We start from the raw sequence: 16798 nt of genomic DNA, 5'->3' as shown, positions 1-16798 counted from the left end.
CGAGGATCCGCGATGACCACCCCAGCCCCGACCGCGCCCACGCCCGCGCCCGCCGTCGCCGCGGAGCCGCTCGGGCGCCGGTTCCACGCGCTCCTCGGCGCGACCACCGCCGCGAACCTCGGCGACGGCATCGTCCAGACCGCCGTGCCGCTGTACGCCGTCACCCTGACCCGCGAGCCCGGCCCGGTCGCCCTGGTGACCGCGGCGGTGTGGCTCCCCTGGCTGCTGCTCGGCATCGTCGGCGGCGTCGTCGTCGACCGGCACGACCGCCGCACCGTCCAGGTGCTGGCGCTCTCCGCCCGGGCGGTGCTGCTGGCCGGGGCCGTCGCCCTGGCGGTCACCGGGCGCATGTCGATCACCGCGCTGGTCCTCCTGGTCCTCGCGTACGGCGCGACCGACGTGCTCGCCGACCTCGCGCAGTCCGCGCTCGTCCCGGACGTCGTGCCGCGGTCCCGGCTGCAGGCCGCGAACGGGCGGGTCCTGGCCGTGCAGCAGGTCGCGGGGTCGTTCGTCGGCGGGCCGGTCGGCGGGGCGCTGCTCACGCTCGGCGCAGGCTGGGCGTTCGGGGTCCCCGCCGGCCTGGCGGTGCTCGCGGTCGTCACGCTCCTGCGCGGCGTCCGCGGCCGGTTCCGGCACGCCCCCGCAGAGGCCCCCGACGCGGCCCCCGACGCCGCCGGGGCCCCGGCCCGCCGCGCGCTCCACGAGGTCCGCGAGGGCGTCGGCTTCCTGCTGCGGCACCCCGTCCTGCGCCCGCTCCTCGTGGCCGGCGCCGTCGCCAACATGTGCTTCACCGGCTACACAGCCGTGTTCGTGCTCTGGGCCGTCGGCGACGGGTCGCGGGTCGGGATGTCCGCCGCGCAGTACCCCCTGCTCGGCGTCGCGATGGGGCTCGGCGCGGTGCTCGGCTCGCTCGTGGTCGAACGGCTGCTGCGGCACGTCGGGGAGCTCCGCGTGCTGCTCGGCGGCTGGGCGGCGATGTCCGCGCTGCTGGTCGTCCCGGTGCTCGCCCCGTCGCCCTGGGCGGTCGGCGCGGCGTTCTTCCTCACCGGGTTCAGCAACACCCTGTCGAACGTGCTCTCGGCGTCGATGCGGCAGCGCCTCGTGCCGGCCTCGATGCTCGGGCGGGTGGGCGGCGCCGGCCGCACGCTCGCGTTCGGCCTGATGCCTGTGGGCGCGCTGCTCGCGGGCGCGGCCGCCGGGGCGTGGGGCCTCGCTCCGGTGCTGCTCGCCGCGGCGGTGCTGTCCCTCGCCGGCCTGGCCTACCCGGCCGCGACCGTCCGGCAGCGCACCGTCGCGGCGGCGGAGCTGCCGGCGCCGGACCCCGTCAGCCCAGCAGGTCGTGGATGCTGACCGTCGCCTCGCGGCCCGGGCCGACGCCGACGGCCGAGATCCGGGTGCCGCTGATCTCCTCCAGCCGCGCCAGGTAGCGCTGCGCGGCCTTCGGCAGGTCGTCGAGCTCCCGGGCGCCCGTGATGTCCTCGGACCAGCCGTCCAGGTACTCGTACACCGGCGTCGCGTGGTGGTAGTCGCTCTGGTCGTCCGGCATCTCGTCGAACCGGCGGCCGTCCACGTCGTACGCCACCGCGACCGGGATGCGGTCCCGGCCGGTGAGGACGTCGAGCTTCGTCACGACGAGGTCCGTCAGGCCGTTGATCCGCGAGGAGTACCGGGCGACGACGGCGTCGTACCAGCCGGTGCGGCGCGGGCGGCCGGTCGTGGTGCCGTACTCGCCGCCGGTGCGGCGCAGCCACTCGCCGTCCTCGTCGAACAGCTCCGTCGGGTACGGGCCCTCGCCGACCCGGGTGGTGTACGCCTTCGCGACACCGACGACGCGGTCGATCCGGGTCGGGCCGACGCCCGAGCCGGTGCACGCGCCGCCCGCGGTCGCCGAGGACGAGGTGACGAACGGGTACGTGCCGTGGTCGACGTCGAGCATCGTGGCCTGGCCGGCCTCGAACACCAGCGTCTTCCCCGCGTCCAGCGCCTGGTTCAGCACGAGCGGGGTGTCCGCGACGTAGGGGCGGAGCCGCTCGGCGAAGCGCAGCAGGTCCTCGACGGTCTCGTCGACCGTGATCGCGCGCCGGTTGTAGACCTTCACCAGCAGGTGGTTCTTCTGGTCGAGGGCGCCCTCGACCTTCTGCCGCAGGATGTGCTCGTCGAACAGGTCCTGGATGCGGATGCCGACGCGGTTGATCTTGTCCGCGTACGCCGGGCCGATGCCGCGGCCGGTCGTGCCGATCTTCCGCTTGCCGAGGAACCGCTCGGTGACCTTGTCGATCGTGCGGTGGTACGGGGCGATGACGTGCGCGGCGGACGACACCAGCAGCCGCTCCGCGGTGACCCCGCGGGCCTGCAGGGCGTCGATCTCGCTGAACAGCACCTCGAGGTCGATGACGACGCCGTTGCCGATGACGGGCGTGACGCCGGGCGACAGGATGCCCGAGGGCAGCAGGTGCAGGGCGTACTTCTCGCCCCCGACGACGACCGTGTGCCCGGCGTTGTTCCCGCCGTTGAACTTCACGACGTAGTCGATCCGCGAGCCGAGCTGGTCGGTCGCCTTGCCCTTGCCCTCGTCACCCCACTGGGTCCCGAGCACCACGACGGCCGGCATGTGATCACCACTCCCACCCTGCCTCGCGACGGCACACCGGTCCGGGCACGGGGCGGCAGGTGACCCCAGTACCTCCGAAAGGCTACCGGAGGCCGGTGATCAGCGGCCTGCGGCGCTCAGCGCAGCTCGGCCACCTCCGCCGCGGACGTCCCGGAGTCCACGAGGAACTGCGCGCACCGCTCCGCCTCGTCGTCCTCCCCGATCGCCTCCGCCGCCTCCGCGAGCGCGAGCAGCGCCCGCAGGAAGCCCTGGTTCGGCTCGTGGTCGGCGGGGACCGGCCCGCGCCCCCGCCAGCCGGCGCGGCGCAGCGCGTCCAGCCCGCGGTGGTAGCCGGTGCGCGCGTAGGCGTACGCCGCCACCGGGTCGCCCTCGTCCGCGAGCGCGCGCTCGGCCAGCAGCGCCCACGCCAGCGACGACGTGGGCACGGCGCGCGCGGCGTCGCGGGGGTCCCCGCCGGCGGTCAGGACGGCGCGGGCGTCGGCGTCCGCGCCCTGGGGCAGACGGGTGGGCTCGGGCTCCAGCAGGTTCGGTCCGGTCATGCGCCCAGTGTCGCAGCGCGGCGCTGCGCATGCGGGGCGTGGCACCCCGTGGTTACAGTCGTCCAGCCCCTGCATGCCTCCCGGAGGTCACCATGATCGAGATCGCCACCTCGGCCGCGACGACCACGCTCGTCATCGCCGGCGACCTCGACCTCGCCGAGCGCGACCAGTTCCCCGAGATCGCCGCGCGCGTGGTGGGCCTGCGCCGCCAGCTGCTGGTCATCGACATGTGCGGCGTGACCTTCATGGACTCCACCGGGGCGGCGTTCCTCATCTCGCTCGCCGACGCGAGCCGGAAGCGCGGCGGCGCGACCGTGCTGCGCGGGGCGGACCCGCGGGACCTGTTCGTGCTGGAGATCTGCGGGGCGCTGGAGCTGTTCCGGATCGACCCCGACCACCGGTGCGCGCCGGACGAGCCGGCCGCGGTCGCGCAGGACGCGTCCTCCCCGGCCTGAGGTCAGGGCGCGGCGCGATCCGCGTCGACCGCGAGACGCCGGATCACCCGTCCTCCTCGGCGACGACCTCGCCGGCCGCACGTCGGAACAGCTCCGTCCCGGCACCCGGCTGACCCGCTGACGCGATCACGTCGTCGATCGCCGCCGCCGTGTCCCGCGTGGGCTCCGACGTCCCCGGCGGGATGCTCACGCGGTGGTCTGCGCGGCCCCGCCCTCCGGCGGCCGGACGCGGGCCCACACGACCTTGCCCCCACGCGACGGCCGCCACCCCCAGTCCGCCAGCCGCTCGACGATCCGCATCCCGAACCCGCCGATCCGCCCGGGGTGCCCCTCGGTCGCGACCGGCGGCGTCGGGTTGGAGTCCTCGACCTCGATCCGCAGCCCCTCGCCGGTGTCGTGCAGCCGCAGCGTGACGCGGCCCCAGCCGTGCAGCACCGCGTTCGCGACCAGCTCGGACACGACGAGCTCGGCGTTCGACGCGTCGCCGAGCTCCCACGCGTGGCAGGTCCGGAGCACGGCGTGCCGGGCCCGGGCGATCGACGCCGGCTCGCTCGGCAGCTGCCAGCGGCGGCTGCGGACGTTCCCGCCGTGCCCCGAGGTGTCGGTGAGGTCGGGGATGCGCACGACGACGACCGCGACGTCGTCCTCCGGGCTGTCCGCGAGGCGGGCGAGCAGCTCCTCGCCGATGCCCGCGGCGTCCACCGCCGTGGCCCCGGCGGCGACCTCGCGCAGCGCGGCGACACCGTCGAGCAGCGCGCGGTCCCGGCGCTCGATCAGCCCGTCCGTGTAGAAGACCAGGACGTCGCCCGGCCGCAGGTCGGCCCGCGCCGTGGTGCGCTGCCCGTCGCCGAAGCCGATCAGCGCGCCGCCCGCGCCGTCGAGCAGCACGACCTCGCCGTCCCGGACCAGCAGCGCCGGCAGGTGGCCGGCCCGCGAGTACTCCAGGTGCCAGGACGGGCAGCCGCCCTCGTCGCCGCCGCGCCGGGTGAGCGTCGTCAGCACGAGCCCGGCCGACCGCGGGATGCGCATGCCGCCGACCAGCGTGTCGACCCGCTCCAGGACGGGCCCGGGCTCGGTCACCTCGAACGCGTACGCGCGGACCACCGACCGGAGCTGGCCCATCGCGGCGGCCGCCTCCACGTCGTGCCCGACGACGTCCCCGATGACCACGCCGACCACGTCGGACGAGATCTGCACGACGTCGTACCAGTCGCCGCCGACCTGCGCGTACACGACGTTCGGCGCGTAGTACGACCAGACGTCCAGCCCGTCGACCTCGGCCTGCTCCGGCAGCATCGCCCGCTGCAGGGTCTCGGCGACGCGGTGCTCGCGCGCGTACAGGCGGACGTTCTCCATCGCGAGGCCCACGCGGCGGCCGGTCAGGGACAGGATCGTGCGGGTGCGCTCGTCCAGGCCGACCCGCCCCGGCACGCCGTCCTCCTGCCCGGGCTCGGCCCCGCGCGGGACGACGGCCAGCAGGCCGAGGACCCGGTGCCGCCCGGGCAGCGCGAGCACCGCGACGTGCCCGAGGCCCGCGCCGCCGGGGATGCGCGCCCGCAGGTCGGCGGCCAGCCACGCCGACGCCGTCCGCGGCTCGTAGGTCGCGGACACGTCGAAGTCGATCGCGACGGCGCCCTCGCCCTCGCCGTCCAGCAGGCGCTGCACCGCGTCCGGCACCGCGGACCGGGCCCCGCGCCGCGGCACGAACGGCCCCGGCGCCCCGGCGGGCTGCCGGCGCTGCGCCCAGGACACCCGCGTCGTGTCGACGCCGTCCGCGGCGTGCAGGCCGTCGTCGTCCACGTAGAACCCCGCCCAGGACACCACCCGGCGGGACAGCAGCTCCGCGATGGCCCGCAGGCCGTACGGGTCGTCCAGGTCCATCACCAGGTCGGACACCGTGCCGATGAGGGCGAGGTCCTCGCTCTCCTGGCGGACCACCTCGACCTCGGCGGCCACCGCGGCGTCGCGGTCCACCTCGGACGTCACGTCGACGAGCGCGGCCACCCAGTGCGACGGCCGGCCGCCGTCCCCGCCGACGACCGGCGTCACGACGGTGCGCGCCCAGAACCAGTCGCCGTCGGCGCGGCGCAGCCGCAGCAGCGCGGACGTCGCCCGCTCCGCGAGCACGGCGTCCTGGAGCTGGTGCAACCCCGAGGAGTCCTCCGCGGCGGGCGCGATCATGCCCGCGGCCGGTCCCGCGACGTCCTCGAGCGTGAGCCCGGTCACCTCGGTGAACGCGCGGTTCACCCAGACGATCGGCCAGTCCGGCGGCTCGGCGGCGGCCACGAGCACCGGCATCCCGACGACCTGGCCCACCGCGCGGCCGATGGCCAGCAGGGTCTCCTCGCCGCCGTCACCGGTCGTGGAGTTGACCACCACCGCCTCCGATCGTCTAGCGTTCCCGACAGGTTCCGGCGAAGCCACCCACCGGGACGAGCCGACACCCGGCGCGGTCGCGTGCGACCGCCATCCGGACGGAAGGGAGCATCGTGCGCGACGGTAACAGCACTCCGCCGAGCGGGCTCGCCGGGGACCAGGCCTCGGAAGGCGCGCCCGCGCCGACCGCACCCGGGTCGCGCGACGCCGCCGGGGAGCCGGGTTCGGTCCACGTGATCCTGTCCCCCGACCGGACGACGATCGTCCTGTCGGGCGAGGTCGACGCCGACCTCGGACCGGATCTCGCGCAGGCCACGACGGACGCCGAGCAGGCGGGCGTGCCCATCGAGATCGACGCGCACCACGTGACGTTCATGGACTCGTCCGGCGTGGCGTTCCTCGCCCGGCTCGCGATGCGCACCCCGCACCGGGTGCGGCTGCTGCACGTGCCGCCGACCGTCCAGTTCCTGCTGGAGGTCACCCGGATCGGCGAGCTGCTCGACGTCGTGGAGGACGCGCCGCCCGCGGGCTGAGCGCACCGCCCGCCCGCACCGCCCGCCCGCACCCCGCACGCACGAGGGCCCGGTCACCGAGTCGGTGACCGGGCCCTCGTCGCGTCAGGACGCGACCGCGATCAGCGCAGGCGCTGACCGGCCGAGCGCAGCTGCTGCGCGGCCTCGACGATGCGGGCGGCCATGCCGGCCTCGGCCAGCTTGCCCCAGGCGCGCGGGTCGTAGGCCTTCTTGTTGCCCACCTCGCCGTCGACCTTGAGGACGCCGTCGTAGTTGGTGAACATGTGCGCGACGACCGGCCGCGTGAACGCGTACTGGGTGTCGGTGTCGATGTTCATCTTGATGACGCCGTTGTCGACCGCCTCGGCGATCTCCGCGGCCGTGGAGCCCGAGCCACCGTGGAACACGAGGTCGAACGGGCTCTCCTTGCCGATCTCCGCGCCGACGGCCTTCTGGATGTCGGCCAGGATCGACGGGCGCAGCTTGACGGCACCCGGCTTGTACACGCCGTGCACGTTGCCGAAGGTCAGGGCCGTCAGGTAGCGGCCCTTCTCGCCGGCGCCGAGGGCGCGGACCGTCGCCAGGCCGTCCTCGGCCGTGGTGTAGAGCTTCTCGTTGATCTCGGCCTCGTGGCCGTCCTCCTCGCCGCCCACGACGCCGACCTCGATCTCGAGGATCGTGCGCGCGGCCTGCGACAGCTCGAGCAGCTCGGCCGCGATGACGAGGTTCTCGTCCAGCGGGATGTCGGAGCCGTCGAACATGTGCGACTGGAAGGTCGGGTTCTTGCCGGCCTTGACCTCCTCGGCCTCCAGCGCCAGCAGCGGCCGGACCCAGGAGTCGAGGTTCTTCTTCACGCAGTGGTCGGTGTGCAGGGCGACCGTGATGCCGTAGCCCTTGGCGACCTCGGCGGCGTAGGCGGCGAGCGCGCGGGTGCCCGCGACGCGGTCCTTGACCGTCGAGCCCGACGCGTACTCGGCGCCGCCGACCGACACCTGGAGGATGCCGTCCGACTCCGCCTCGGCGAAGCCCTGCAGCGCAGCGGTGACGGTCTGGGAGGAGGTGACGTTCACGGCCGGGTAGGCGAACTTGCCCGCCTTCGCCCGGTCGATCATCTCGGCGTACACCTCGGGGGTGGCGATGGCCATCGCAGCAGCTCCAAAGAAAGAGGGGGTTCGCTATCGCACCAAGTCTGGCACGTCCGCGGAGCGGGCCGTCCGGGACGTCCTGCCCACGGACGCCCCCGAGCGACGTCGGCCCAGGACCGGGCGACCTCGGTGCCACCGAGCACGGCCGCCTACGACGGCGGCGGCCCCGCGTGCCGGACCGCCCACGCGTGCATCGCGATCGCCGCCGCGGCCCCCGCGTTGATCGACCGGGTCGACCCGTACTGGTCGATGTGCAGCACCGCCTCGGCCCCGGCGCGGGCCGCCTCCGACAGCCCCGCGGACTCCTGCCCGAACAGCAGCACGCACGCCTCGGGGACCGGGTAGCCGTCGAGCGGGACCGAGCCCGGCACGTTGTCGATCCCGAGCACCGGCAGCGCCCCGCCGCCCGGCCCCGCGGTCGCGGCCCACGCGAGCAGGTCGGCGACGTCGGGGTGGTGGTGCACGTGCAGGTACCGGTCGGTGACCATCGCGCCGCGCCGGTTCCACCGCCGCCGCCCGACGACGTGCACCCCCGCGGCGTTGAACGCGTTCGCGGTCCGCACCACCGAGCCGATGTTGAGGTCGTGCGCCCAGTTCTCGATGGCCACGTGGAACGGGTGCCGCCGCGTGTCGAGGTCCGCGACGACGGCCTCGACGGTCCAGTAGCGGTACCGGTCGGCGACGTTGCGGCGGTCGCCGTGCGCGAGCAGGTCGGGGTCGTAGCGCGGGTCGTCGGGCCACGCCGCGGGGCCGCCCGGCCAGGGTCCGACGCCGACCTCGGGGGCGCCGTCGGGGGGCTGCTCGCTCACCGGGCCCGCCCCTCAGTCCAGCTCGACCGACAACGCCGCCGCGGCGCCCCGGGCCCGCTCGCGGGCCTGCGCGACGTCCGCGCCGCGCGCGACGGTGACCGCCACCCGGCGCCGGCCCGCGACGGACGGCTTGCCGAACAGCCGCACCTGCGCGGTCGGCACCGCGAGCGCCGCGTCCACGCCGTCGAACCGCGGGACCCCGGTGCCCTCCGCGAGCACCGCGCACGACGCGGCCGGGCCGAGCAGGAGCACGTCCCCGGCGGGCAGCCCGAGCACGGCGCGCGCGTGCAGGGCGAACTCCGACAGGTCCTGGGACGCGAGCGTGACGAGGCCCGTGTCGTGGGGGCGCGGGGACACCTCCGAGAACAGCACCCGGTCCCCGACGACGAACAGCTCGACGCCGAACACGCCCCAGCCGCCGAGCGCCTCCGTGACCGCGGCGGACACCCGCCGGGCCTCCGCGAGCGTCGCGGGCGGCAGCGGCGCGGGCTGCCAGGACTCCCGGTAGTCGCCGTCGACCTGCACGTGGCCGATCGGGTCGCAGAACGTCGTGCCGCCGGCGTGCCGGACGGTGAGCAGCGTGATCTCGGAGTCGAACCGGACGAAGCCCTCGACGACCACCCGCACCGCGCCGCCCGCGTCCGCGACGGCCCGGCCGCCGGTCTGCGCGGCGGCCCACGCGGCCTCGACGTCGCCCTCCCCGCGGACCACCGACTGGCCCTTGCCGGACGACGACATCACCGGCTTCACGACGCACGGCAGCCCGACCTCGGCGACGGCGGCCCGCAGATCCGCCAGGGAGTCGACGAACCGGTACGGCGAGGTCGGCAGCCCGAGCTCCTCGGCCGCGAGCCGCCGGATGCCCTCGCGGTCCATCGTGAGCCGGGTGGCGCGGGCGGTCGGCACGACGCGGACCCCGGCGGCCTCGACGTCCGCGAGCACCTCGGTGGCGATCGCCTCGATCTCCGGGACCACGACGTGCGGGCGCTCCGTGTCGAGCACCGCGCGCAGCGCCGCGGGGTCGAGCATGTCGACGACGTGCGCCCGGTGCGCGACCTGCATCGCCGGGGCGTCCGGGTACCGGTCGACGGCCACGACCTCGACGCCGAGGCGCTGCAGCTCGATCGCGACCTCCTTGCCGAGCTCGCCGGAGCCGAGCAGCAGCGCGCGGGTGGCGCCGGGGGTCAGGGGGGTGCCGAGGGTGCCGGTGGTCGTCACGGCCGCCATCCTCCCGCACCCGGACACCCGCACAGGAACTGCACACCGGACGACCGGGGGTCCCACGGGTGCCGTCGTACGCTGGTCACCATGCCCCTGTCGACCGCGCTCGCGGCCACGCTCCCCGCCCTCGGCGCCCAGCCCGCGCTCCTGCCGGACTGGCTCGACGCGGAGAACCTCATCTCCTCGTTCGGCTCGTACGCGCTGATCGGGATCGTCATCGTCGTCTTCATCGAGACGGGACTGCTGTTCCCGTTCCTGCCGGGCGACTCCCTGCTGTTCACCGCGGGCATGCTCGTCGCGCACAAGGAGCTCGACTTCCCCCTCTGGCTGCTGTGCCTGCTCCTGTTCGCGGCGGCGTTCCTCGGCGACCAGCTCGCGTACCTCATCGGGCACAAGGCCGGGCCGCGGCTGTTCAGCCGGCCCGACTCGCGGTTCTTCAAGCAGCAGTACATCGACCAGACCTACAAGTACTTCGACAAGTACGGCGGCCGGACGATCATCGTGGCGCGCTTCGTGCCGATCGTGCGGACCTACGCCCCGGTCGCGGCCGGCGTCGGGAAGATGAGCTACCGGCACTTCGTGTCGTTCAACGTGGTCGGCGCGCTGCTGTGGGGCGTCGGGGTCACGCTGCTCGGCTACGTGCTGGGCAACGTCACGTTCGTCAAGGACAACATCGAGGTGCTGCTCGTCCTCATCGTGCTCATCTCGGTGGTCCCGATCGCCATCGAGGTGCTGCGGGGGCGGCGGGAGGCGAAGCGGCTCGCGGCGTACGACGAGCCCGCCGAGCGCGCCGAGGTGGAGCGCAAGGCCTTCGACCAGTGACCCGCCCGATCACGTCCTGGCTGTCCGACATGGACGGCGTGCTGGTGCACGAGGGCGTGGCGCTGCCCGGGGCCCCGGAGTTCGTGCGGGCGCTGCGCGACGGGGACCACCCGTTCCTCGTGCTGACGAACAACTCGATCTTCACGCCGCGCGACCTGCGCGCGCGGCTCGCGGGGTCCGGCATCGACCTGGCCGAGGAGTCCCTGTGGACGTCGGCGCTGGCGACGGCGCAGTTCCTCGTCGACCAGATGCCCGGCGGCTCGGCGTACGTCATCGGCGAGGCCGGCCTGACGACCGCCCTGTACGAGGCGGGCTACACGCTGACCTCGGCCGACCCCGACTTCGTCGTGCTGGGCGAGACGCGCACGTACTCGTTCGAGGCGATCACCCGGGCGATCCGGCTGGTCCAGGGCGGCGCGCGGTTCATCGCCACCAACCCGGACGTCACCGGCCCGAGCCAGGAGGGCGACCTGCCCGCGACCGGCGCGGTGGCGGCGATGATCACGGCGGCGACGGGGCGGCAGCCGTACTTCGTCGGGAAGCCCAACCCCATGATGATCCGGTCCGCGCTCAACCGGATCGACGCGCACTCCGAGACCACCGCGATGGTCGGCGACCGGATGGACACCGACGTCGTGGCGGGCATCGAGGCGGGTCTGCGGACGTTCCTCGTGCTCACCGGCTCGACCCGGCCCGAGGACGTCCAGCGGTACCCGTTCCGGCCGACGCAGGTGCTCGACTCGATCGCGGACCTGGTCGACCGCGTGCCCGAGTGGGCGGCGGGGCCCGCCTGAGCCCTCGGTCCCACGCCCCGGGCGCGCGCCCGGGGAGGATGCCGGGGTGACCCGCCCGACCGCGCGCCCCGCCGCGAAGCGCCGCCGGATCCCCCGGGGCTGGGTGCCGAACCAGCACGGCGCCTGGGCGATGGTCGTCGCCCCGCCCGTGGTGGGTGCCCTCGTCGCCGGGCCGACCGGGTGGCACGCGCTGCTGCTCGTCGCCTGGCTGGCGGCGTACTGCGCCTACTTCGCGGCGACCCAGTGGCTGCGGTCCGGCCGCAGGTCGCGCTACCGGGGCCCGGTCGTCGGGTACGGCGTCGCGACGGCCCTGCTCGGCGGGACGCTGCTCGCCACCCACCCCGCGCTGCTCCGGTGGGCGCCGGTGTACGCGGTGCTGCTGGGGCTGAGCCTGCGCTACGCCGCCCGGCGCGAGGACCGGTCGTACGGCAACGACCTCGTGACGATCGCGGCGGCGGCGCTGCTGACCGTGGTCGCCGCCGGGCTCGGCGAGCCGGTGACCGGCTGGTGGCCGCCCGGCGCGGACGACGGCGCGGCGTGGGCGGCGACCGGGCTGCTCGCGGCGTACCTGGTCGGGACGGTCCCGTACGTGAAGTCGATGATCCGCGAGCGCGACCGCCCCGGCACCTACCGGCTGTCCACCGGGTACCACGGCGCCCTCGTGGCGGCGGCGCTGGTGCTCGCGGCGCTCGGCCGCCCGGGCGGGGCCACCGGGTGGGCCCTCGTGCTGCTGGCGTGGGCGCTGCTGCTCCGGGCGGCCGTGCTGCCGCGCCGCGGCCGGGTGCGGCCGGCGGTGATCGGGGCGGGCGAGGTCGTCGCGACGCTGGCGGTCACCGCCGTCACCCTGGCCGCGGTCTGACCGTCCGGACCGCGCCGCCGGCTCGACCGCCGGCGCCCGGATCGGCCTCTCCTCCGCCGAGATCGGTCGTTCGCGCCGAGATCAGTCGTCGTACCGACCGATCTGGGGCGGGAGGACCGATCTCGGCGGGCGGGCGCGAGGTCAGGCGAGGCCGAGGTCCGCGAGGTCGTAGAGGTAGTGGTACGGGACGCCGAGCGCCTCGATCCTCTCCTGCGCGCCGGTGCCCCGGTCGACGATCACCGCGACGCCGCGCACGTCGGCACCGGCCTCGCGGGCCGCCTCGAGCGCCGCGATCGGGGAGCCGCCCGTCGTGGAGGTGTCCTCCAGCACGACGACCGGCCGGCCCGCGATGTCCGGGCCCTCGATGCGGCGCTGCATGCCGTGCGCCTTGGCCTCCTTGCGGACCACGAACGCGTCCAGGTCCTGCCCCCGGGACGCCGCGGCGTGCAGCAGGGCGGTCGCGACGGGGTCGGCGCCGAGCGTCAGCCCGCCGACCGCCTCGACGTCGGCGGTGCCCAGCCCGACCTCCTCCAGCCGGTCCAGCAGCACGTGGCCGATGAGCGGGGCGGCGCGGTGGTGCAGCGTCACGCGGCGCAGGTCGACGTAGTAGTCGGCCTCGCGGCCCGAGGACAGCGTGACCCGGCCGCGGACGACCGCGAGCTCGACGATCAGGTCGCGCAGCTGCTCGCGCGGGGTCGGGGACATCGGGGAGTTCGTCACGCCCGCCAGGGTAGCCGCGGTCAGGGACCGACCACGCGGTCGCGCCGGGCCTCGCCGAGCCGGCGCACCACCGACCGCGGCAGGGTCCGCAGCAGCCCGGAGGCGACCTGGTACCGCAGGCTCGGCGTCGAGATCACCGCACCCCGGCGGACGTCCGCGAGCGCGGTCGCGACGACGCGGTCCGCGGACAGCCACGCGACCTCGGGGTAGGACTCCGCCCCGCTCAGGCCGGCGCGCTCGTGGAACTCCGTGTGCGTCAGGCCCGGGCACAGCGCGGTGGCGGTCACGCCGGTGCCGACGAGCTCGACGGCCAGGCCCTCGGTGAAGCTCCGGACCCAGGCCTTCGCCGCGGAGTACGTGCCGCCCGCCGTGAGCGCGGCGATCGACGCCACGTTGAGGATCGCCCCGCGCCCGCGCTCGACCATCGCCCCGGCCGCGGCGTGCGAGAGGACGAGCACCGCGCGGACCATGAGGTCGAGCGAGGCCTCCTCGAGGGCCAGGTCGCCGCCGACGAACCGCTGCCCGAGGCCGTTGCCGGCGTTGTTCACCAGCAGGCCGACCGGACGCTCGGCGGCGCGCAGCCGCCCGGCCACCCGCTCGAGGTCGGCCCGGTCGGTCAGGTCGGCCGGCAGCACCTCGGCGTGCACGCCCGCGGCGGCCCGCAGCTGGGCGGCGAGCCGCTCGAGCTTCTCGCCGTCCCGGGCCACCAGGACGACGTCGTGACGCGCGGTGGCGAGCTGCCACGCGAACTCGAGCCCCAGGCCGGCGCTGGCGCCCGTGATCAGTGCGGTTCCCATGCCGCCACCCTACGGACGGGGCCGCGGGTCTGTCGCCGGGTACGCGCCCGGAGGGGCCCGCCGACCGGTTGCGGGCGTGTCGGGGGCGGCCGGTACCGTGCCGGGCATGCGCCTCGCCACCTGGAACGTGAACTCCGTCCGCACCCGCGTCGACCGCGTGATCGCCTTCCTGGAGCGCTCCGGCACCGACGTCCTCGCCATGCAGGAGACGAAGTGCAAGGACGAGCAGTTCCCCCGCGAGGCGTTCGAGGCCGCGGGCTACGAGGTCGTCACCAGCGGGTTCAGCCAGTGGAACGGCGTCGCGATCGCGTCGCGGGTGGGCATCACGGACGTCGAGCACGCGTTCGCCGGGCAGCCGGGCTGGGGCGAGGACCCGGTGACCGAGGCGCGCGCGCTCGGGGCGAGCTGCGGTGGCGTGCGGGTGTGGAGCCTGTACATCCCGAACGGGCGCGAGGTCGGCGACCCGCACTTCGACTACAAGCTCCGCTGGCTGGAGGCCCTGCGGCAGGAGGCCGGCCGGTGGATCGAGGAGGACCCCGCGCTGCCCGTGGCCCTCGTCGGGGACTGGAACGTCGCGCCGCTCGACACCGACGTGTGGGACATCGGCCTGTTCGCCGGGCGCACGCACGTCACCCCCGCGGAGCGGGAGGCGTTCGCCGCGTTCGCCGCCGCCGGGTACACCGAGGTGTCCCGCGAGCACGTGCCGGCCGAGCACACGTACACCTACTGGGACTACCAGCAGCTCCGGTTCCCCCGGAACGAGGGCATGCGCATCGACTTCACCTGGGCGTCGCCCGCGCTGGCCGTCCGCGTCACCGGCGCCACCATCGAGCGGAACGAGCGCAAGGGCAAGGCGCCCTCGGACCACGTGCCGGTCGTGCTGGACGTCGCCGACGCCGCCTGACCCCCGGCGACCGCGACGCTCCGCTAGGTTCTGCGCATGACCTCGCCCGAGCAGGGTGCGCCGGCGCCCGGACCCGACCGCCCGTTCGCCGCGCCCGGCACCGGGTCGGGCTGGGGTGACGCCCCCGCGACCCCCGCCGCGCCGGCCCCGTCGGGGTACGAGGCCCGGCTCCCGGCCCCGCCTGCGGACGCCTCGCCGTACGCCGTCCGCGACGCCGCCCCGACGTCGCCGTACGGGGCGCCGGAGGGAGCGCCGCCGGGGTACGGGGCCACGTACGGCGGCGACGCGCCCGGCTCCCACGCGACCTCCGGGTACGACGCGGCGCCGGGGTACGGCCTGACGCCGGGGTACGGCGCGGCACCGGGGTACGGCGCGACGCCGAGTGGCGCCGCCGCCGGCTACGGCGCCACGCAGCCGGGCTACGGCGCCGCCCAGCCGGGCTACTCCCCCGCCCAGCCCGGCTACGGCACCCCCTACGCCGCCCCCGTCGGCGGCCAGCCGGTGGCCTACGCCCCCTACGGCACCTGGGCCCCGCCGGCTGCTCCCGCCACGGACGGCCTCGCGATCGCGTCGCTGGTCCTGTCGTGCTCGAGCTTCCTCGTCTACCTCACCGCCCCGGTCGGCCTGGGCCTGGGCATCGCCGCGCTGCGCCGGATCCGCCGGACCGGAGCGCAGGGCCGCGGCCTGGCGATCGCCGGGATCGTCGTCGGAGGGATCGTCACGGCGTTCATGCTGGCGTTCCTCGTCCTCATGGTCGCGGTGGTGGCGGGCTCGAGCACCTCGTCGAGCTGGATGACGAACGCGGACGCCGGCGTGGTGCTCGGGCCGGTGCTGCACGCGGTCGCGGGCGCGGCGCCGCGGTGACCGACCGGTTCGCCTACCCCGACCCGTACTACGCGCCCGGCTGGGCCCCGCCGCCCGCGCGCACGGACGGGGTCGCGGTCGCGTCGCTGGTGACCGGCGTCCTCGGGCTCGGGCCGGTGGCCCTCGGCCTGGGGATCGCGGGGCTGCGGCGCACCCGGCCGGGCGGGCTCCGCGGCCGGGGCCTCGCGACCGCGGGCGTCGTGCTCGGGGTCGTCGGCACGCTGGCGTGGCTGGCGACGATCGCCGCGGCCGTGGCGACCGCCGCCGCCACCCGGCCGCTGGCCGCCGACGTCGCCGCGCCGGTCGACGCGCACGCCGTGCAGCTCGTGACCGGCAACTGCCTCGGCGAGCTGCCGGCGGACGGGCGCGTCGACCGGGTCCGGGTGGTCCCCTGCGCCGACGCGCACGCCGCCCAGGTGGTCACGTCCTACGACTTCGGCGACGTCCCGTGGCCGGGGGCGGACGCGGCGGCGCAGCGGGTCGCGGCGGCGTGCGACCTCACGGACGCCGAGCGCGCCGAGGGCCGGCGGATGGTGGCGTGGTCGCCCACCGAGGCGTCGTGGGCGCGCGGCGACCGCACGGGCCTGTGCCTCGTCGTGCCGCCGGCGCCGGCGTCGGGCTCGGCGCAGGCCGGCGGCTGACGCGCCGGGTCAGAGCGGGACGTCCAGGTGCGCCTGGACGTGCGCGCGCACGACGCCGGCCATGTCCGTGCGGCCGTCGTCGAGCAGCCACTGGACCTGCAGGCCGTCCATGAGCGCGATGAGCTCGACGCCGGCCACGGCGGGGTCGACGCCCTCGCGCAGGGCGCCCGCGTCGGCGGCGCGGCGGTAGGCGGTCCCGGTGGCCTCGAGCGCCCCGCGGTACCGCTCCTGGAAGTACGCGTGCGCGGGGTGGTCGGCGGACGTGGCCTCCGCGGACAGCACCGCGTAGAGCTCGACGATGCCGCGCCGGGCGGCGTTCCGGGCGACCAGGTCGACCAGGCGGCGCAGCCCGCTGAGCGCGTCCTCCTCGTCCGCGACGACCCAGGCGCTGTCCACCTCGTCGCGGTGCTCGAGCACCGCGAGCAGCAGCGACTCCTTGGTCGGGAAGTGGTGCAGCAGCCCCGGGTGGGAGATCCCGCACCGGGCGGCGATCTCGCGGAGCGACGCCCCGCGGTAGCCCGCCTCACCGAACATCGCCATCGCCTGGTCGATGATCTCGCGCCGCTTCGCGCGCCCCTTGGCGTAGCCCCGCTGCACCTCGACCGACATCTCGCGCCCCCCTGCCGACGGCGGGCACCCGGCCGGTGCCCGGCGCCAGGGTCTCACAGGCCGCCGCAGCGCCGGGGCGACCTCAGGAAACCCGACCACTCGGTCGGCAATGGGGGTAGG

19 protein-coding genes are annotated in these 16798 nt (G+C 75.8%); 9 read left to right on the top strand and 10 right to left on the bottom strand.

Annotated features, from left to right (window positions below):
* The first annotated feature begins 12 nt into the window (after nucleotides 1-12).
* Nucleotides 13-1350 (top strand): MFS transporter, encoded by a 1338-nt coding sequence (locus HNR08_RS10940; RefSeq protein WP_146832727.1) that lies wholly within the window; start codon nucleotides 13-15, stop codon nucleotides 1348-1350.
* Here the strand turns inward: HNR08_RS10940 and HNR08_RS10935 are convergent.
* Both HNR08_RS10935 and HNR08_RS10930 read right to left on the bottom strand, forming a co-directional pair.
* Nucleotides 1325-2611 carry an adenylosuccinate synthase gene (locus HNR08_RS10935; protein WP_146832730.1) on the bottom strand — a complete coding sequence of 429 codons (1287 nt, stop codon included), beginning with the start codon at nucleotides 2609-2611 and terminating at the stop codon, nucleotides 1325-1327. The genes HNR08_RS10940 and HNR08_RS10935 overlap by 26 nt on opposite strands.
* A 116-nt stretch (nucleotides 2612-2727) precedes the next feature.
* Nucleotides 2728-3150 carry a DUF3151 domain-containing protein gene (locus HNR08_RS10930; protein ID WP_146832732.1) on the bottom strand — a complete coding sequence of 141 codons (423 nt, stop codon included), beginning with the start codon at nucleotides 3148-3150 and terminating at the stop codon, nucleotides 2728-2730.
* A gap of 92 nt (nucleotides 3151-3242) precedes the next feature.
* On the opposite strand from HNR08_RS10930, the gene HNR08_RS10925 reads away from it, so the two are divergent.
* Complete coding sequence (locus tag HNR08_RS10925; protein WP_146832735.1) at nucleotides 3243-3605, top strand: STAS domain-containing protein; 363 nt, start codon at nucleotides 3243-3245, stop codon at nucleotides 3603-3605.
* 43 nt (nucleotides 3606-3648) lie between these two features.
* On the opposite strand, the gene HNR08_RS10920 is transcribed toward HNR08_RS10925, so the two are convergent.
* Nucleotides 3649-3795 carry a hypothetical protein gene (locus HNR08_RS10920; RefSeq protein ID WP_168430096.1) on the bottom strand — a complete coding sequence of 49 codons (147 nt, stop codon included), beginning with the start codon at nucleotides 3793-3795 and terminating at the stop codon, nucleotides 3649-3651.
* Nucleotides 3792-5984 carry an ATP-binding SpoIIE family protein phosphatase gene (locus HNR08_RS10915; RefSeq protein ID WP_246802886.1) on the bottom strand — a complete coding sequence of 731 codons (2193 nt, stop codon included), beginning with the start codon at nucleotides 5982-5984 and terminating at the stop codon, nucleotides 3792-3794. The genes HNR08_RS10920 and HNR08_RS10915 overlap by 4 nt, the downstream gene beginning before the upstream one ends.
* A 230-nt stretch (nucleotides 5985-6214) precedes the next feature.
* On the opposite strand from HNR08_RS10915, the gene HNR08_RS10910 reads away from it, so the two are divergent.
* On the top strand, nucleotides 6215-6514 hold the full coding sequence (locus tag HNR08_RS10910; protein WP_246802887.1) for an STAS domain-containing protein: 300 nt from the start codon (nucleotides 6215-6217) through the stop codon (nucleotides 6512-6514).
* Between the two features lie 101 nt (nucleotides 6515-6615).
* On the opposite strand, the gene fbaA is transcribed toward HNR08_RS10910, so the two are convergent.
* The 3 genes from fbaA to purT form a co-directional block, all read right to left on the bottom strand.
* Nucleotides 6616-7638 carry a class II fructose-bisphosphate aldolase gene (fbaA, locus tag HNR08_RS10905; protein WP_146832742.1) on the bottom strand — a complete coding sequence of 341 codons (1023 nt, stop codon included), beginning with the start codon at nucleotides 7636-7638 and terminating at the stop codon, nucleotides 6616-6618.
* A gap of 149 nt (nucleotides 7639-7787) precedes the next feature.
* Complete coding sequence (locus HNR08_RS10900) at nucleotides 7788-8447, bottom strand: TrmH family RNA methyltransferase (RefSeq protein ID WP_146832745.1); 660 nt, start codon at nucleotides 8445-8447, stop codon at nucleotides 7788-7790.
* Between the two features lie 12 nt (nucleotides 8448-8459).
* Nucleotides 8460-9665, bottom strand: coding sequence for a formate-dependent phosphoribosylglycinamide formyltransferase (gene purT, locus HNR08_RS10895; RefSeq protein WP_246802888.1), 1206 nt, complete (start codon nucleotides 9663-9665; stop codon nucleotides 8460-8462).
* 90 nt (nucleotides 9666-9755) lie between these two features.
* Between purT and HNR08_RS10890 the strand changes: the two genes are divergently transcribed.
* The 3 genes from HNR08_RS10890 to HNR08_RS10880 are packed head-to-tail and all read left to right on the top strand — an operon-like array spanning nucleotide 9756 to nucleotide 12143.
* The gene (locus tag HNR08_RS10890; RefSeq protein ID WP_146832751.1) at nucleotides 9756-10490 is read left to right on the top strand and encodes a VTT domain-containing protein; all 735 of its coding nucleotides are present in this window, start codon (nucleotides 9756-9758) and stop codon (nucleotides 10488-10490) included.
* The gene (locus HNR08_RS10885) at nucleotides 10487-11284 is read left to right on the top strand and encodes an HAD-IIA family hydrolase (RefSeq protein ID WP_146832754.1); all 798 of its coding nucleotides are present in this window, start codon (nucleotides 10487-10489) and stop codon (nucleotides 11282-11284) included. Before HNR08_RS10890 ends, HNR08_RS10885 begins: the two co-directional genes overlap by 4 nt.
* Nucleotides 11285-11330: 46 nt before the next feature.
* On the top strand, nucleotides 11331-12143 hold the full coding sequence (locus tag HNR08_RS10880; RefSeq protein ID WP_246802889.1) for a YwiC-like family protein: 813 nt from the start codon (nucleotides 11331-11333) through the stop codon (nucleotides 12141-12143).
* A 141-nt stretch (nucleotides 12144-12284) separates the two neighbouring features.
* On the opposite strand, the gene pyrE is transcribed toward HNR08_RS10880, so the two are convergent.
* Both pyrE and HNR08_RS10870 read right to left on the bottom strand, forming a co-directional pair.
* Complete coding sequence (pyrE, locus tag HNR08_RS10875; protein WP_146832993.1) at nucleotides 12285-12848, bottom strand: orotate phosphoribosyltransferase; 564 nt, start codon at nucleotides 12846-12848, stop codon at nucleotides 12285-12287.
* A gap of 35 nt (nucleotides 12849-12883) precedes the next feature.
* Entirely contained in the window at nucleotides 12884-13660 is a 777-nt protein-coding gene (locus tag HNR08_RS10870; RefSeq protein ID WP_146832758.1) for an SDR family NAD(P)-dependent oxidoreductase, read from the bottom strand.
* A gap of 106 nt (nucleotides 13661-13766) precedes the next feature.
* Here HNR08_RS10870 and HNR08_RS10865 point away from each other — a divergent pair, with 106 nt between their 5' ends.
* Genes HNR08_RS10865 through HNR08_RS10855 form a run of 3 tightly spaced genes read left to right on the top strand, consistent with a single transcriptional unit; the run spans nucleotide 13767 to nucleotide 16069 of the window.
* A complete protein-coding gene (locus HNR08_RS10865; RefSeq protein WP_146832761.1) occupies nucleotides 13767-14564 on the top strand; it encodes an exodeoxyribonuclease III in 798 nt (265 codons plus the stop codon).
* 36 nt (nucleotides 14565-14600) lie between these two features.
* Nucleotides 14601-15428, top strand: coding sequence for a DUF4190 domain-containing protein (locus HNR08_RS22345; RefSeq protein WP_146832764.1), 828 nt, complete (start codon nucleotides 14601-14603; stop codon nucleotides 15426-15428).
* Complete coding sequence (locus HNR08_RS10855; protein ID WP_246802890.1) at nucleotides 15425-16069, top strand: DUF4190 domain-containing protein; 645 nt, start codon at nucleotides 15425-15427, stop codon at nucleotides 16067-16069. The genes HNR08_RS22345 and HNR08_RS10855 overlap by 4 nt, the downstream gene beginning before the upstream one ends.
* A 9-nt stretch (nucleotides 16070-16078) precedes the next feature.
* On the opposite strand, the gene HNR08_RS10850 is transcribed toward HNR08_RS10855, so the two are convergent.
* Nucleotides 16079-16678, bottom strand: a complete 600-nt coding sequence (locus HNR08_RS10850) for a TetR/AcrR family transcriptional regulator (protein WP_146832767.1) — start codon at nucleotides 16676-16678, stop codon at nucleotides 16079-16081.
* Between the last annotated feature and the right edge of the window lie 120 nt (nucleotides 16679-16798).

Origin of the sequence: Cellulomonas hominis, assembly GCF_014201095.1 — a bacterium.
Lineage (GTDB): Bacteria > Actinomycetota > Actinomycetes > Actinomycetales > Cellulomonadaceae > Cellulomonas > Cellulomonas hominis.
This window is presented reverse-complemented; position numbering and strand designations above follow the sequence as displayed.